This window comes from Pseudomonas sp. RT6P73, assembly GCF_054897715.1.
In genome coordinates this window covers 4747041-4762321 of record NZ_JBUBUV010000002.1, presented here as the reverse complement: position 1 = coordinate 4762321, position 15281 = coordinate 4747041, and the positions used below count along the sequence as shown (strand labels likewise).

Sequence of the window (15281 nt, the reverse complement as noted above, 5' to 3'; positions counted from 1 at the left end):
ACGGCCCGTTTTTGTTGCCTTGCTAACGAATTATGACGCCCCTAGAACGATATCAAGCTGATCTGAAACGCCCGGAATTCTTCCATGACGCCTCGCAGGAAACTGCAGTGCGCCATTTGCAGCGCCTGTACGACGATCTGGTCGCTGCGTCGAACAACAAACCGGGCCTGCTCGGCAAACTGTTTGGCAAGAAAGAACAGGCACCGGTCAAGGGTCTGTATTTCTGGGGCGGCGTTGGCCGCGGCAAGACTTACCTGGTCGACACCTTCTTCGAAGCGCTGCCGTTCAAGGAAAAGGTCCGCACTCACTTCCACCGCTTCATGAAGCGTGTGCACGAAGAGATGAAGACCCTCGGCGGCGAAAAGAACCCGCTGACCATCATCGCCAAACGCTTCTCTGACGAAGCCCGGGTGATCTGTTTCGATGAATTCTTCGTGTCCGACATCACCGACGCGATGATCCTCGGCACGCTGATGGAAGAGCTGTTCAAGAACGGCGTGACCCTGGTCGCGACCTCGAACATCGTGCCGGACGGTCTGTACAAGGATGGCCTGCAACGTGCGCGCTTCCTGCCGGCCATCGCGCTGATCAAGCAGAACACTGACATCGTCAACGTCGACAGCGGCGTCGACTATCGACTGCGTCACCTTGAGCAAGCCGAGCTGTTCCACTTCCCGTTGGACGAAGCCGCGCATGAGAGCCTGCGCAAGAGCTTCCGCGCCCTGACACCGGAATGCACGGCCGCCATCGAGAATGACGTGCTGATGATCGAGAACCGTGAGATTCGCGCGCTGCGTACTTGCGATGACGTGGCCTGGTTCGACTTCCGCGAACTGTGCGACGGCCCGCGCAGCCAGAACGATTACATCGAACTGGGCAAGATCTTCCACGCCGTGTTGCTCAGCGGTGTCGAGCAGATGAGCGTCACCACCGACGACATCGCCCGACGCTTTATCAACATGGTCGACGAGTTCTACGACCGAAACGTCAAGCTGATCATCTCGGCTGAAGTCGAGCTCAAGGACCTCTACACCGGCGGTCGCTTGAACTTCGAGTTCCAGCGCACGCTGAGCCGTCTGCTGGAAATGCAGTCGCACGAATTCCTGTCTCGGGCGCATAAGCCTTAAACAGATTCGGCATACAAAAAGGGCCTGCAATTGCAGGCCCTTTTTTATGTCCCGAGTTCACCGCAAACCTTGTAGGAGTGAGCCTGCTCGCGATAGCGGTGTGTCAGTCACATCAAAGCTGTATGGACGGGCGCGATCGCGAGCAGGCTCACTCCTACATGGGTTTTGTATGTGGATAGAGAACTAAGCCGCTTGCTGAAACTGCTGCCGATACTGGTTCGGCGACAATTCGGTGTGCTGGCGGAACAGCCGCGCGAAGAAGCTCGCATCGTCGTAGCCGACTTCATAACTGATGGTCTTGATGCTCTTGCGGCTACCTGACAACAGCCCCTTGGCGGTTTCGATACGCAGGCGTTGCAGGTAATGCAGCGGCTTGTCGCCGGTGGCAGTCTGGAAACGGCGCATGAAGTTGCGGATGCTCATGCCGTGTTCGCGGGCGACGTCTTCGAAGCGGAATTTGTCGGCGAAGTGTTCTTCGAGCCAGTGCTGGATCTGCAGGATGATCACGTCCTGGTGCAACTTCTGCCCACCGAATCCGATGCGTCCCGGCGAATAGCTGCGCTGCACTTCGTAGAGAATGTCCCGGGCCACGGCTTGCGAGACGTTGGCGCCGCAGAAGCGTTCGATCAGGTAGATGTAGAGATCGCAGGCAGAGGTGGTGCCGCCTGCGCAATACAGGTTGTCGGCGTCGGTCAGGTGCTTGTCCTGATTGAGCTGAACCTGTGGGAATCGCTCGGCAAAGGCATTGAAGAAGCGCCAGTAAGTGGTCGCTTCCTTGCCATTGAGCAGCCCGGCCTCGGCCAGCCAGAACACTCCGGTCGCCTCGCCGCAAAGCACGGCACCGCGAGCATGTTGCTGGCGCAACCAAGGCAAGACCTGTGGATAACGCTGGCAAAGGGTGTCGAAATCGTCCCAGAAGGCTGGAAGGACAATGATGTCGGCGTTTTCCAGGCCGCCGTCCACCGGCATGATCACATCGCTGAAGCTGTTCACGGGTTTGCCGTCAGGGCTGACCAGTCGGGTTTCGAACGCCGGAGTCAGGCCCTGACCCAGTTGTTTGCCATAGCGCAGGCTGGCCAGGTGGAAGAAATCCTTGGCTTGCATGAGGGTGGAAGCGAAAACCCGGTCGATAGCCAGGATGCTGACGCGCCGCAAGGGCGTGGAGACTTGGTTAGACATAATTCAACTTTATTCTTATAGGGGAAAGTGGTCACCAGACGGCTGGATCGTCTTATTTTTTGTCTGATGTGTCCAGTGTCCTGTATCGGATGCGTGGCTTAGTCTCTGAAGGTCAACTCCTTCTAACAATTAACGACAGGTGCCGCATGATCCCCAGAACCTTGTTCAGTTCCGAGCACGAATTGTTTCGCGACAGCGTGCGAACGTTCCTCGAAAAAGAGGCCGTGCCGTTCCATGGGCAATGGGAAAAACAAGGCTACATCGACCGTAAACTCTGGAACAAGGCAGGGGAGGCGGGGATGCTCTGCTCGCATCTGCCGGAGGAGTACGGCGGGCTGGGGGCGGATTTTCTCTACAGCGCGGTGGTGATCGAAGAGGTCGGTCGTCTCGGCCTGACCGGCATTGGTTTTTCTCTGCATTCGGACATTGTGGCGCCGTACATCCTGCATTACGGCAGTGAAGCGCTGAAGCACAAATACCTGCCGAAACTGGTGTCCGGCGAAATGGTGACAGCCATTGCCATGACCGAGCCGGGTGCCGGTTCTGACCTGCAAGGGGTGAAAACCACCGCCGTGCTGGATGGCGACGAGTACGTGATCAACGGGTCCAAGACGTTTATCACCAACGGCTATCTGGCTGATCTGGTGATTGTCGTGGCCAAGACGGATCCGAAGGCGGGCGCGAAGGGCACCAGTCTGTTTCTGGTCGAGGCCAATACGCCAGGCTTCGACAAGGGCAAGCGCCTGGAAAAAGTCGGCATGAAGGCACAGGACACTTCGGAGTTGTTTTTCCAGGACGTGCGGGTGCCGAAGGAAAACCTGTTGGGGCAGGCGGGCATGGGCTTCGCTTACCTGATGCAGGAATTGCCTCAGGAGCGCCTCACTGTCGCCATCGGCGGGCTCGCGTCGGCCGAAGCCGCGTTGAAGTGGACGCTGGATTACACCCGTGAGCGCAAGGCGTTCGGCAAGGCGATTGCCGACTTCCAGAACACTCGCTTCAAACTGGCGGAGATGGCGACTGAGATCCAGATCGGCCGGGTCTTCGTAGATCGCTGTCTGGAACTGCACCTGCAAGGCAAGCTGGATGTGCCGACGGCAGCGATGGCGAAATACTGGGGCACTGACCTGCAATGCAAGGTGCTCGACGAATGCGTGCAGTTGCATGGCGGTTACGGGTTCATGTGGGAATACCCGATCGCCCGGGCGTGGGCGGATGCGCGGGTGCAGCGGATTTATGCGGGGACCAATGAAATCATGAAGGAGATTATTGCGCGGTCGCTGTAATTTGCTGTGACTGGGCTGACGCCATCGCGGGCAAGCCACGCTCCCACAGGAAATCACATACCTGTGGGAGCGTGGCTTGCCCGCGATTGGTTCTATGAATCAATCAAGGTGCAGGATTCGGGTGATCCTTGTGAATCGCCTCAATCCCCTCCAGCACTTCATCGGAAAGTTTCAGCTCGAAGCTCGCTAAGTTGCTTTCAAGTTGCTCCAGGGTGGTCGCGCCGATGATGTTGCTGGTCACGAACGGCTGCTGAGTGACAAACGCCAACGCCATTTGCGCCGGGTCCAGGCCGTGTTCACGGGCCAGTGCCACATAACGGCTGCACGCAGCTTCCGACTGTGGGTTGAAATAGCGACTGAAGCGGCTGTAGAGGCTCAGGCGACCTTTTGGAGGGCGCGCGCCACCTTCGTACTTGCCCGACAGGAAACCGAACGCCAGCGGCGAATAGGCGAGCAGGCCGCACTGTTCGCGGATGGCGATTTCCGCTAGGCCGACTTCGAAGCTGCGGTTGAGCAGGTTGTACGGATTCTGGATCGATACGGCGCGCGGCCAGCCACGGGCTTCGGCCAGGGCGAGGAAACGCATGGTGCCCCACGGCGTTTCATTGGACAGGCCAATGTGGCGAATCTTGCCGGCCTTGACCTGCTCGTCCAGCGCCTCGAGGGTGTCCTCCAGTGGCGTCAGGTTGGCTTCGATCTTGTGTTTGTAGCCCAGCTGTCCGAAGAAATTGGTGCTGCGTTCCGGCCAGTGCAACTGATAGAGGTCGATGTAGTCGGTTTGCAGGCGCTTTAGGCTTGCGTCCACGGCTTCGGTGATGTGCTGGCGGTTGTGTCGCAGGTTTTTGTCGCGGATGTAATCGATGGTGTTGCCGGGGCCGGCGATCTTGCTGGCCAGGATCCAGTCGGCGCGATCACCGCGACTTTTGAAGTAATTGCCGATGTAGCGTTCAGTGGTGGCGTAGGTTTCGGCCTTCGGCGGCACCGGGTACATTTCGGCGGTGTCGATGAAATTGATCCCGGCTTCCTTGGCCCGTTCGATCTGCGCGAAGGCTTCAGCTTCAGTGTTTTGCTCGCCCCAGGTCATGGTTCCGAGGCAGATGGCACTCACGTTCAGATTGGTTCGGCCTAGCTGGCGATAGTCCATCGGGTGCTCCTTGGGCAAAACAATCATAAAAGCAGGTTGAAATATTTTTCGCAATCTGCATAATTGCGCACCTCTTTCTGCAGTGGAAGTGATGCGCCGCCGCCGAAGAATCTTGCCGTTGAACGGACGCGCCGACCCGAGCCCCCGAAAGCGTCTGTATCCGGCTGCCTTTGACTTGTCAAAGTACGCACTATTCAGTAAGATCCGCCGTCTAATTTACAGGGCGGCCCCTGAGGCTATAAAGAATGAAAACTTTTACTGCTAAACCGGAAACAGTACAGCGCGACTGGTTTGTCGTCGACGCTGCAGGTCAGACCCTGGGTCGTCTGGCCACCGAAATCGCGAGCCGTCTGCGTGGCAAGCATAAAGCTGAGTACACTCCTCACGTTGACACCGGCGATTACATCGTCGTTATCAATGCCGAGCAGATTCGTGTAACCGGTGCTAAAACCACCGACAAAATCTACTACTCCCACTCCGGTTTCCCGGGCGGCATCAAGTCGATCAACTTTGAAAAGCTGATCGCTAAAGCCCCTGAGCGCGTGATCGAGACCGCGGTCAAAGGCATGCTGCCTAAGAACCCACTGGGTCGCGACATGTATCGTAAGCTGAAAGTCTATGCGGGCGCTGTACACCCTCATACTGCTCAGCAGCCCCAAGAACTGAAGTTTTAACGGAATAGTTCATTATGTCGGCGACTCAAAATTACGGCACTGGCCGTCGCAAGACCGCAACCGCACGCGTTTTCCTGCGTCCGGGTACTGGTAACATCTCCATCAACAACCGTTCGCTGGATAATTTCTTCGGCCGCGAAACTGCCCGTATGGTAGTTCGTCAGCCGCTGGAATTGACTGAGACTGTCGAGAAGTTCGACATCTACGTCACCGTGATCGGCGGTGGTGTAAGTGGTCAAGCTGGCGCAATCCGCCACGGTATCACTCGCGCACTGATGCAGTACGACGAAACCCTGCGTGGCGCTCTGCGCAAAGCTGGCTTCGTTACTCGCGATGCTCGTGAAGTTGAACGTAAGAAAGTTGGTCTGCGTAAAGCGCGTAAGCGTCCGCAGTACTCGAAGCGTTAATTCGCTTTCGCGTTCAAAAAGAACGCCCAGTTTCCTCGCGAAGCTGGGCGTTTTTTTATGGGCGCGATTTATCAAAGAATTGCGCTGTGACAACTTGCCACATCCGTAGAAGCCCTATACTGCAAGGCTTGGCAGTGAAGCCCCTCGGTAATTACCTTGTCAGAATTGGGGCTTTTCATTACCATTCGGCAAAATTTTTATAAGTTCAGATTTTTACTTAGTAGACGCCTGATTTAACAGGCCACAAAGCTGATGGGAGAGGACTGAATGAGCAATGACGGCGTGAATGCAGGCCGGCGTCGCTTCTTGGTAGCAGCCACATCCGTGGTGGGTGCTGCAGGAGCGGTGGGGGCTGCGGTCCCGTTCGTGGGGTCATGGTTTCCCAGTGCCAAGGCGAAAGCCGCAGGTGCACCGGTGAAAGTGAATGTCAGCAAAATCGAACCAGGTCAGCAGATGATTGCTGAGTGGCGCGGTCAGCCGGTGTTCATTGTCCGCCGTACCGAGGAAATCCTGGGGAATCTTAAAAAGATCGAGGGCCAGTTGTCTGACCCGACCTCCAAGAACTCGACACAACCGACCTATGTCGACCCGGAAACGCGTTCGATCAAGCCAGAAGTTCTGCTGCTGATCGGTATCTGCACGCACCTGGGTTGCTCGCCGACCTTCCGTCCAGAAGTGGCACCTGCGGATCTGGGCAAGGACTGGGTAGGCGGTTATTTCTGCCCTTGCCACGGTTCCCACTACGATCTGGCTGGCCGCGTCTACAAGTCGCAACCTGCGCCTTTGAACCTGCCAGTTCCCCCGCATTCCTATGAGACCGATGACATCATTGTCATTGGCGTCGATACGGAGAAAGCGTGATGAGCAAGTTCATGGATTGGGTTGATGCGCGCTTTCCCGCCACCAAAATGTGGGAAGACCATCTCAGCAAGTACTACGCCCCGAAGAACTTCAACTTCTTCTATTTCTTTGGTTCCCTGGCACTGCTCGTTCTGGTCAACCAGATCGTTACCGGTGTCTGGCTGACCATGAGCTACACCCCGTCGGCGGAGGAAGCATTCGCCTCCGTCGAATACATCATGCGCGATGTCGAGCACGGCTCGATCCTGCGTATGTTGCACGCGGTCGGCGCTTCGATGTTCTTCATCGTGGTTTATCTGCACATGTTCCGTGGCTTGCTCTACGGTTCTTACCAGAAGCCGCGTGAGTTGGTGTGGGTCTTCGGCATGCTGATCTACCTGGCGCTGATGGCTGAAGCCTTCATGGGTTACCTGCTGCCGTGGGGCCAGATGTCCTACTGGGGTGCCCAGGTGATCATCTCGCTGTTCGGTGCGATCCCGGTCATCGGTAACGACCTGACCCAGTGGATCCGTGGTGACTACCTGATTTCCGGTATTACCCTGAACCGCTTCTTCGCCCTGCACGTTGTTGCCCTGCCGATCGTGATTCTCGGTCTGGTGGTGCTGCACGTTCTGGCGTTGCACGAAGTCGGCTCGAACAACCCGGACGGCGTCGACATCAAGAAACACAAAGACGAAAACGGCGTACCGCTGGACGGCATTGCCTTCCACCCGTACTACACCGTGAAAGATATCGTCGGCGTGGTGGTGTTCCTGTTTATCTTCTGCTCGATCGTGTTCTTCTTCCCGGAAATGGGCGGCTACTTCCTCGAGAAGCCGAACTTCGAAGTGGCGAACGCCTTCAAGACCCCTGAGCACATCGCTCCGGTCTGGTACTTCACACCGTTCTACGCGATTCTGCGGGCGGTTCCGGACAAGCTTCTGGGCGTTATCGCCATGGGCGCGGCCATCGCTGTGCTGTTTGTCCTGCCGTGGCTGGACCGCAGCCCCGTCAAGTCGATGCGCTACAAAGGCTGGATGAGCAAGATCTGGCTCTGGGTATTCTGCATCTCGTTCGTGATCCTGGGTGTGCTGGGTGTTCTGGCTCCGACTCCAGGTCGTACGTTGCTGTCGCAGGTATGTACCTTCCTGTACTTCGCCTACTTCATTCTGATGCCGTTCTACACCAGGCTCGAGAAGACCAAACCGGTTCCGGAAAGGGTGACTGGCTGATGAAAAAGCTATTTGCTGTACTGATTCTTGCTGCCATGCCTGTGTTCTCGTTCGCGTCGACAGCGGGTGCTCCTGAGCTGGAAAAGGTCGACATTGACGTTTCCGACAAGGCTGCAATGCAGGACGGCGCACGTACGTTCGCCAACTACTGCATGGGCTGCCACAGCGCCAAGTTCCAGCGATACGAGCGTGTTGCCGATGATTTGGGCATCCCGCATGACCTGATGCTCTCGAAGCTGGTGTTCACCGGTGCCAAGATTGGTGACCACATGAACATCGGCATGCAGCCGGCAGACGCCAAGACCTGGTTCGGTGCGGCTCCGCCCGACCTGACCCTGGTCGCTCGCGTTCGTGGTACTGACTGGCTCTACGGTTACCTGCGTTCGTTCTATGAAGACCCGTCGCGTCCCTGGGGCGTGAACAACAAGGTCTTCCCGAACGTCGGGATGCCTAACGTTCTGGTCGGCCTGCAGGGTCGTCAGGTGGTAGGCTGCAAACAAGTTCAAATCGTCGAAGACGGCAAGAAGCAATACGATCCGCTGACCGGTACGGCTCTGACTCATGAGGCGTGTGACCAGCTGACCGTGGTGCCAAAAACCGGCACGCTGAACGCAGAGCAGTTCGACGAGAAGGTCAAGAATCTGGTGACCTTCCTGGCCTACTCGGCCAACCCGGTGAAGCTGCAGCATCAGCGCATCGGTACCTATGTGTTGCTGTACCTGGCGTTCTTCTTCGTATTCGCTTACTTGCTCAAGCGTGAATACTGGAAAGACGTCCATTGATAAAGCTGTAAGCAATTGCTGTTAATCGCACGCGCCCAGGGGCGTCTCTGAAGGTGTAACGAGTCTGGTGATCCAGACGTTACGGGAGGCGTCCTCTGGGCGCGTGCGTTTTTCCGCTTCCGATAATTTCAACAAGCGAGGAGGACCGCCATGGGCGTGACCAATCGGTTGGCCTGTTACTCCGACCCCGCCGACCACTATTCCCACCGAGTGCGCATCGTACTTGCAGAGAAGGGTGTCAGCGCAGAGATCATTTACGTGGAAGCTGGTCGCCAGCCGCCTAAACTGATTGAAGTGAACCCTTACGGTAGCCTGCCCACCCTGGTCGATCGTGACCTGGCGTTGTGGGAGTCGACCGTGGTGATGGAATATCTGGATGAGCGTTACCCGCACCCGCCCTTGCTGCCGGTTTATCCTGTGGCGCGTGCCAATAGCCGTCTGCTGATTCATCGTATTCAGCGCGACTGGTGTGGTCTGGTGGATCTGATTCTGGATTCGAAGACCAAGGAAGCAGCCCGTGTCGTCGCTCGTAAAGAGCTGCGCGAAAGCCTGACTGGCGTGTCGCCGTTGTTCGCCGACAAGCCGTTTTTCCTCAGTGAGGAACAAAGTCTGGTGGATTGCTGCCTATTGCCAATACTCTGGCGTTTGCCGATTTTGGGTATTGAACTGCCGCGGCCTGCCAAGCCGCTGCTTGATTACATGGAGCGCTCGTTTGCGCGTGAGGCTTTCCAGGCGAGTCTGTCTGGTGTCGAACGCGATATGCGCTAAGGCTTAAGGAGCCGCTATGAACTCCAGTCGACCTTATCTGGTCCGCGCGCTCTACGAGTGGATTGTGGACAACGATTGCACCCCGCACATGCTGGTCAATTCCGAGTATCCGTCGGTGCAGGTGCCTCAGGGTTTTGCCAGTGACGGACAGATTGTCCTGAACGTATCACCGGCTGCCGTGCGTCATCTGCACATGGACAACGAGGCGGTCAGCTTCGAAGGGCGCTTCGGTGGCGTGCCGCACACCCTGTACGTGCCTATTGCATCGATCCTGGGTATTTACGCCCGGGAGAATGGTCAGGGGATGGTGTTCGATCTGGAATCGCCTATGGAAGACGAGGAAGAGATTGAGCCGGATGATGATATTCCGCCACCCGACAGCGAGCCACCGCGTCCCAGCGGTCGACCCAGTTTGAAAGTGGTGAAGTAATAAAAAAGGCGATCCGCAAGGATCGCCTTTTTTATTACTTCTGTAGGAGCCAGGCTTGCCGGCGAAGGCGTCCTCGAAATCGCCTTCGCCGGCAAGCCTGGCTCCTATAGGAGTGGTGTATCAATCAATGTACTCAAACAACTTCACAATCTTCTGCACACCGGAAACGCTCTGCACCAGATTGGTAGCCTGCGCCGCTTCCTGCTTGGTCAGCAACCCCAGCAAGTAAACGATGCCATTCTCGGTGACGACCTTGATGCGCGAGCCCGGGATGTTCGGGTCGGTGAGCATCTGGGTCTTGATCTTGGAGGTCAGCCAGGTGTCGTTCTGGCGAGCAAGGAAGCCAGAGGGCGGCAGCACTTGCAGTTCGTTATGAACCTTCTTCACGCGCTGGACCGCGGCGGCAGCCTGTTCGGCCTTGGCCTTGAGGTCGGCAGTCGGTGTTTGCCCGGCGAGTAGCACGACACCGTTGAAGCTGGTGACGACGATGTGTGAATCGTTGTCCAGGGCCGGATCGGCCTTGGCGACGTTCACGCCAACCTTGGTGTCGATCAGGGAGTCGTCGATCTTGCTGCCGAAGGTGCGCGTACCGCGGTCATCTTCAATCGGCGCTTCACGGCTGGCGTTCACCACCGAAGTGCAGCCGCTGATGCCGAGGCACAGGGTCAAGGCCAGAAGGCCTAGGCGATTAGGGGTCATTCTTCACTCCCGAACAGTTGGCTGTCGATCAAATCGCAAAGGCAATGGATCGCCAGCAGGTGGACTTCCTGAATACGTGCGGTGACGTTGGCCGGTACGCGAATCTCGACGTCCTCGGGCAATAGCAGCGACGCCATGCCGCCGCCATCGCGACCAGTCAATGCTACGACAATCATTTCGCGATCATGTGCGGCCTGGATCGCTTGAATTATGTTCGCCGAGTTGCCGCTGGTGGAAATCGCCAGCAATACGTCACCCGGCTGGCCGAGGGCGCGGATCTGTTTGGAGAAGATTTCGTTGTAGCTGTAATCGTTGGCGATCGAGGTGATCGTCGAGCTGTCGGTGGTCAACGCGATGGCCGGCAGGCTCGGACGTTCGCGTTCGAAGCGGTTCAGCAGCTCGGACGAAAAGTGCTGGGCGTCACCGGCGGAGCCGCCGTTGCCGCAGGAAAGCATTTTGCCTTCATTGAGCAGGGCGTTGACCATCACCTGGCTGGCTTGCTCGATGTGCGGTGCAAGTACGTCCATCGCCATTTGCTTGGTGTCGATACTGGCCTGAAAAAGCTGGCGAATTCGGGATTGCATGTCCATCTGTGTGACCTTAATTAGCGCGGCTACTCGGCACATGAATGTGCAGCCCGCAAAGCAAAGAGCAAAAGTGTTGGGTAAAGGTGTCCGCTTCGGGGCGCACGCGATCAGCTGTCAAAGGCATTCTGCAACCAGTTCAACTGATCGAGGTTGCTGTCGATGGCAACCACGTCGAAGCGGCAGGGGGAATTGGCCCAACGCGACTCGCGCTGAAGAAAATACTGCGCGGCGAAAATCAGTTTCTGCCGTTTGCGCCCATCGATGCTGTCGAGCGCTCCACCCCATTGGGTGTTTTTTCTGTAGCGGACTTCAACGAATACTACTGTATCGCCATCAAGCATGACCAGATCAAGCTCGCCGCGTTTACACAACCAGTTCTGCGCCAGCAGGCGCAGACCTTGTTGCTGAAGATGCTCGAGCGCATGGCGCTCGGCATCCTTACCGCTTTGCTGGCGTGACCTGTCAGGCATCAGCGAGGGGTATCCGGCAGGCGTTGAACCTGACCGTTGGTGAACTGTGCCCATGGCAACTGGCGCACCACGCGCTGGTTCTGAGTCATGCCCAGACTGCCCGACTGGCCTTCAATGCGGCTGTCCGGCAGCGCCTTGAGTTGCCCCAGTCGCGGCGCCAGGCGATACGCATCCACGCCCATTGCGTACAGGCGGCCCAGGCTGCCGGCGGCTTGTGGCCATTGCGCGGTGACCTGCTTGCGCAGCGGATCATTGGCGTCCAGCAACCATGGGGTCTCGCAGAAGCGGATGCCGTTCATGTCGTTGTACTGATTGACGTCACCGCTGGCACTGAATACGTGGGAGGTGGCGTAAACCGGCACATCGCCCGCGTACTGGAAGTTCAGGGTCGGTTTGATCTGCTGGGCTTGTTGCGGAGTCGCGGCCAGGAAAATGAACTCGATGTCCTGGCGACGCGAAGGCTGGGCCGCTACCTGCGAGCCAACGGTGCTTTGCAGGCTCTTGGCGCGACCTTCGCTCTGACGCAGCTGGAACATGTCGGCAATCTGTTGTGCCAGTTGAACCGGTTGGTCAACGCGTTCGGTCGCAACGATGCTGCCGCCGTTGGCTTGCCAGTCCTGGCTGAACGCTCGCATCACACGATCGCCCCATTCGCCTTTCGGCACCATGATGGCGGCGCGGTGCAGGCCGTCGGCGCGAGCACGACGAGACACTTCGCGGGCTTCGTCTTCAGCGGCCAGACCAAACTGGAACAGCTGAGCCGGACCTTGTTCGCCTTCGCTGTAGTTCAGCGCCAGGGTAGTGATCGGCAGTTGTGGGCGAGCACTCAGCTGTTTGACCAGCGGTTTTTCCAGCGGGCCAACCACCAGTTGCACGCCGTCGGCCTGGGCCTTGCGGTAGAACTCGTCCAGAGAAGTCAGTTTCGAGCTGTCATAGAACTCAATGGCTGGCGGCTTCTGCCCGGCTTGTTGAGCCTGGTAGTGAGCGGCCATGAAGCCTTCCCGCAGTGCTTTGCCGACCGAGGCCAGCGGACCGTCTTGCGGCAGCAGCAGGGCGATCTTGCTCAGGGGTTGGCTGGCCAGTTCCTTGAGTTTGGTCAGTGGCAGAGGCAGCTGAATGGCGGCCGGGTGTTTAGGGTTCTGGGCGCGCCAGGCGTCGATAGCGGCCTGCTGCTGTTCCAGGGTGCCGGCGGTTTTCACGGCCAGCGCCAGAGCCATCCAGCCGCCGAGGTCGTCGGTGGTGGTTGGCTGCAATTGGTCGGTCGGCAGCGAGGCGACCAGGGTCCAGATCGCTTCGTGGTTTTTGCTCGCCGCTTCACCTTCGAGCATTGGCGCGATGAAAATGCGCTCCCGTGCGGCGGCCAGCGTCTGCCCGTCGGCTTCAAGGGCGCGAGCATGGACAGTGCCAGTGCGAACCTGTTGCTCGACCGGCAACTCGCCCAGGCGTTGCAGGCTCGGATGGCTCAAGGCTGTCAGCGCCGCCTTGGGCTGATTGCGCGTCATGGCCAATTCAGCCGCCAGGGTGCTGGCGAAGACTTGTTGGCCGGGCTTGAGTTGTTCCACCGGAACCTGTTGCAGGATTTGCGCGGACTGACCGGCATTACCCTGACGATAGGCCAGGTCTGCCGCGCTCAGGCGCAACAGCGCGGCTTTTTCCGGATCCTTGCTTTGAGCGGCCTGTTCGAGCAGCTGCTCGATACTGGCGTCCGGGGTCCGTGGAAGTTCGCCAAGGCTGGAAGAGGGCGAGCTGGCGCAAGCCGCCAACAAGGCAGCGAGGCAGAGGGCAGTGAACAGCCGCAGGCAAGCGATCATGTAATGTTCCTGATACTCGATCAAATTAGCGTGGAATTGTACCCAAGCGCTGGCCGGGGCGCGATGTTACTGGCGTGAATCGATCAATTTAGCTCGTGCAAATGCTGCAGCGCTGCACAGGCGCCTGAAAAACCCGAGGAGGGCGGGGCGATCGCAAGCGCCGCTACGCGCTACAATGTCGCCTTTTACCGATCATGAGGTGTGCGCTTTGACTGCTCCAGGTGCTTTGAATTCCGCTGCTGGCTCGCTTTTTGTGGTGGCGACGCCCATCGGCAACCTGGACGACATCAGTGCGCGTGCGCTGAAGATCCTGCGCGATGTCGCGTTGATCGCCGCCGAAGACACTCGTCACTCCCAGCGCTTGATGCAGCATTTCGGCATTCCCACGCCGCTGGCAGCCTGTCATGAACATAACGAGCGAGATGAAGGCAGTCGCTTTATCACGCGTTTGCTGGCGGGTGACGACGTGGCGCTGATCTCCGATGCCGGCACGCCGCTGATTTCCGATCCGGGTTATCACCTGGTCCGTCAGGCCCGTGCCGCCGGGATCAATGTGGTGCCGGTTCCAGGGGCCTGCGCTTTGATCGCGGCATTGTCCGCAGCGGGGCTGCCGTCGGACCGCTTCATATTCGAAGGTTTCTTGCCGGCCAAGGCCGTAGGCCGACGCGCTCGTCTGGAGCTGGTCAAGGAAGAGCCGCGCACGCTGATTTTCTATGAAGCGCCACATCGCATCCTTGAGTGCCTGCAAGACATGGAGCTGGTGTTCGGTCCCGAGCGTCCTGCGTTGCTGGCCCGTGAAATCACCAAAACTTTCGAAACCCTCAAAGGTTTGCCGTTGGCCGAGTTGCGTGAGTTCGTCGAGTCGGACAGCAATCAGCAGCGCGGCGAGTGCGTGGTGCTGGTGGCAGGCTGGTCGGCACCCGAGACCGAGGACGCGGTCAGCAGCGAAGCCATGCGCATCCTTAATCTGTTGCTCGAAGAAATGCCGCTCAAGCGTGCGGCGGCATTGGCGGCGCAAATTACCGGTGAGCGCAAGAATGTGCTCTATCAGGTGGCGCTGGAAAAACAGAAGGGCGAGTAAAAAACCGACGCACAGGAGTGTCCCGGGGCGTTTAGCGCTTGTTCTTCGGCCGCTCTGCCGTTAACCTTCGCGGCGGAGAGTCGATTGGACAGTCGCTGCCCTCTATGAAAATTAGGGGGGGGAGGAAAGTCCGGGCTCCATAGGGCGAAGTGCCAGGTAATGCCTGGGAGGCGTGAGCCTACGGAAAGTGCCACAGAAAATAACCGCCTAAGCGCTTCGGCGCCGGTAAGGGTGAAAAGGTGCGGTAAGAGCGCACCGCACGTCTGGCAACAGTTCGTGGCTAGGTAAACCCCACTTGGAGCAAGACCAAATAGGGTCCCAAGGCGTGGCCCGCGCTGGGGCCGGGTAGGTTGCTAAAGATGTCCAGTGATGGCCATCGTAGACGAATGACTGTTCAAGACAGAACCCGGCTTACAGATCGACTCTCCACCTTTTTTCCCCTCCCTGCTTTAATCATTGAGCAGGGCGCTGGTAGTAGCCTTTTCCCTCCTTCCAGAATCGTTGCCAGAACACTTTCGTAATACCGAAAAAATCTTACTCTTAATAAATTACTTTAACTTTCGAACGCAGCCTTCTGTGCTGATTCAAGTTATCGGACAAATTCATCTGCCGGATTGTCGTTACCCCTCCGTTTACCCTCCTAAATCTCAGTTCTGTAAGGCTTTTCCTTTAATCCGCGCCTTGACGGTGCGGTGGCCGCATTCCTATAGTGTGCGCAAGTGGCGGAAAGTGGCATGAAGTGGGTTTTTTGAGCGTAAAACGCTAAT

16 protein-coding genes and 1 other RNA gene are annotated in these 15281 nt (G+C 57.8%); 11 read left to right on the top strand and 6 right to left on the bottom strand.

All coding sequences use genetic code 11. From position 1 onward, the window contains the following. The first annotated feature begins 32 nt into the window (after window positions 1–32). A complete protein-coding gene (gene zapE / locus ACYZT6_RS22170) occupies window positions 33–1127 on the top strand; it encodes a cell division protein ZapE (RefSeq protein ID WP_131059449.1) in 1095 nt (364 codons plus the stop codon). 183 nt (window positions 1128–1310) lie between these two features. On the opposite strand, the gene ACYZT6_RS22165 is transcribed toward zapE, so the two are convergent. Further along, complete coding sequence (locus tag ACYZT6_RS22165) at window positions 1311–2207, bottom strand: GlxA family transcriptional regulator (protein WP_461959384.1); 897 nt, start codon at window positions 2205–2207, stop codon at window positions 1311–1313. A gap of 245 nt (window positions 2208–2452) precedes the next feature. Between ACYZT6_RS22165 and ACYZT6_RS22160 the strand changes: the two genes are divergently transcribed. After that, window positions 2453–3589 (top strand): acyl-CoA dehydrogenase family protein, encoded by a 1137-nt coding sequence (locus ACYZT6_RS22160; RefSeq protein ID WP_461976673.1) that lies wholly within the window; start codon window positions 2453–2455, stop codon window positions 3587–3589. A 103-nt stretch (window positions 3590–3692) separates the two neighbouring features. On the opposite strand, the gene ACYZT6_RS22155 is transcribed toward ACYZT6_RS22160, so the two are convergent. Next, window positions 3693–4733 (bottom strand): NADP(H)-dependent aldo-keto reductase, encoded by a 1041-nt coding sequence (locus tag ACYZT6_RS22155; RefSeq protein ID WP_462028637.1) that lies wholly within the window; start codon window positions 4731–4733, stop codon window positions 3693–3695. A 245-nt stretch (window positions 4734–4978) separates the two neighbouring features. On the opposite strand from ACYZT6_RS22155, the gene rplM reads away from it, so the two are divergent. The 7 genes from rplM to ACYZT6_RS22120 all read left to right on the top strand — a co-directional run bounded on the left by rplM (window position 4979) and on the right by ACYZT6_RS22120 (window position 9866). After that, window positions 4979–5407 carry a 50S ribosomal protein L13 gene (gene rplM, locus ACYZT6_RS22150; protein WP_007905295.1) on the top strand — a complete coding sequence of 143 codons (429 nt, stop codon included), beginning with the start codon at window positions 4979–4981 and terminating at the stop codon, window positions 5405–5407. Between the two features lie 14 nt (window positions 5408–5421). Next, window positions 5422–5814, top strand: coding sequence for a 30S ribosomal protein S9 (gene rpsI, locus ACYZT6_RS22145; protein WP_002555064.1), 393 nt, complete (start codon window positions 5422–5424; stop codon window positions 5812–5814). Between the two features lie 267 nt (window positions 5815–6081). Beyond that, on the top strand, window positions 6082–6675 hold the full coding sequence (gene petA / locus ACYZT6_RS22140; RefSeq protein ID WP_007905300.1) for a ubiquinol-cytochrome c reductase iron-sulfur subunit: 594 nt from the start codon (window positions 6082–6084) through the stop codon (window positions 6673–6675). Then, on the top strand, window positions 6675–7886 hold the full coding sequence (locus ACYZT6_RS22135; RefSeq protein ID WP_462028636.1) for a cytochrome b: 1212 nt from the start codon (window positions 6675–6677) through the stop codon (window positions 7884–7886). The genes petA and ACYZT6_RS22135 overlap by 1 nt, the downstream gene beginning before the upstream one ends. Next, window positions 7886–8668: a cytochrome c1 gene (locus ACYZT6_RS22130; protein ID WP_461955650.1), complete on the top strand. Its 783-nt coding sequence runs from the start codon at window positions 7886–7888 to the stop codon at window positions 8666–8668. The genes ACYZT6_RS22135 and ACYZT6_RS22130 overlap by 1 nt, the downstream gene beginning before the upstream one ends. A 150-nt stretch (window positions 8669–8818) precedes the next feature. Next, window positions 8819–9436, top strand: coding sequence for a glutathione S-transferase N-terminal domain-containing protein (locus ACYZT6_RS22125; RefSeq protein WP_027922678.1), 618 nt, complete (start codon window positions 8819–8821; stop codon window positions 9434–9436). 16 nt (window positions 9437–9452) lie between these two features. Beyond that, window positions 9453–9866, top strand: a complete 414-nt coding sequence (locus ACYZT6_RS22120; protein WP_008155980.1) for a ClpXP protease specificity-enhancing factor — start codon at window positions 9453–9455, stop codon at window positions 9864–9866. Between the two features lie 120 nt (window positions 9867–9986). Here ACYZT6_RS22120 and ACYZT6_RS22115 read toward each other — a convergent pair whose 3' ends face one another. The 4 genes from ACYZT6_RS22115 to ACYZT6_RS22100 form a co-directional block, all read right to left on the bottom strand. Continuing rightward, window positions 9987–10565 carry a BON domain-containing protein gene (locus tag ACYZT6_RS22115; RefSeq protein WP_462028635.1) on the bottom strand — a complete coding sequence of 193 codons (579 nt, stop codon included), beginning with the start codon at window positions 10563–10565 and terminating at the stop codon, window positions 9987–9989. Next, window positions 10562–11155 (bottom strand): phosphoheptose isomerase, encoded by a 594-nt coding sequence (locus tag ACYZT6_RS22110; RefSeq protein WP_008025961.1) that lies wholly within the window; start codon window positions 11153–11155, stop codon window positions 10562–10564. The genes ACYZT6_RS22115 and ACYZT6_RS22110 overlap by 4 nt, the downstream gene beginning before the upstream one ends. Window positions 11156–11259: 104 nt before the next feature. Next, entirely contained in the window at window positions 11260–11622 is a 363-nt protein-coding gene (locus tag ACYZT6_RS22105) for a YraN family protein (protein WP_007904371.1), read from the bottom strand. Continuing rightward, on the bottom strand, window positions 11622–13433 hold the full coding sequence (locus ACYZT6_RS22100) for a penicillin-binding protein activator (protein WP_462028634.1): 1812 nt from the start codon (window positions 13431–13433) through the stop codon (window positions 11622–11624). The genes ACYZT6_RS22105 and ACYZT6_RS22100 overlap by 1 nt, the downstream gene beginning before the upstream one ends. Window positions 13434–13608: 175 nt before the next feature. Here ACYZT6_RS22100 and rsmI point away from each other — a divergent pair, with 175 nt between their 5' ends. Both rsmI and rnpB read left to right on the top strand, forming a co-directional pair. Further along, entirely contained in the window at window positions 13609–14514 is a 906-nt protein-coding gene (gene rsmI / locus ACYZT6_RS22095; RefSeq protein WP_462028633.1) for a 16S rRNA (cytidine(1402)-2'-O)-methyltransferase, read from the top strand. Between the two features lie 76 nt (window positions 14515–14590). After that, window positions 14591–14944: RNase P RNA component class A (rnpB, locus tag ACYZT6_RS22090), an RNA gene on the top strand. Window positions 14945–15281: the final 337 nt, after the last annotated feature.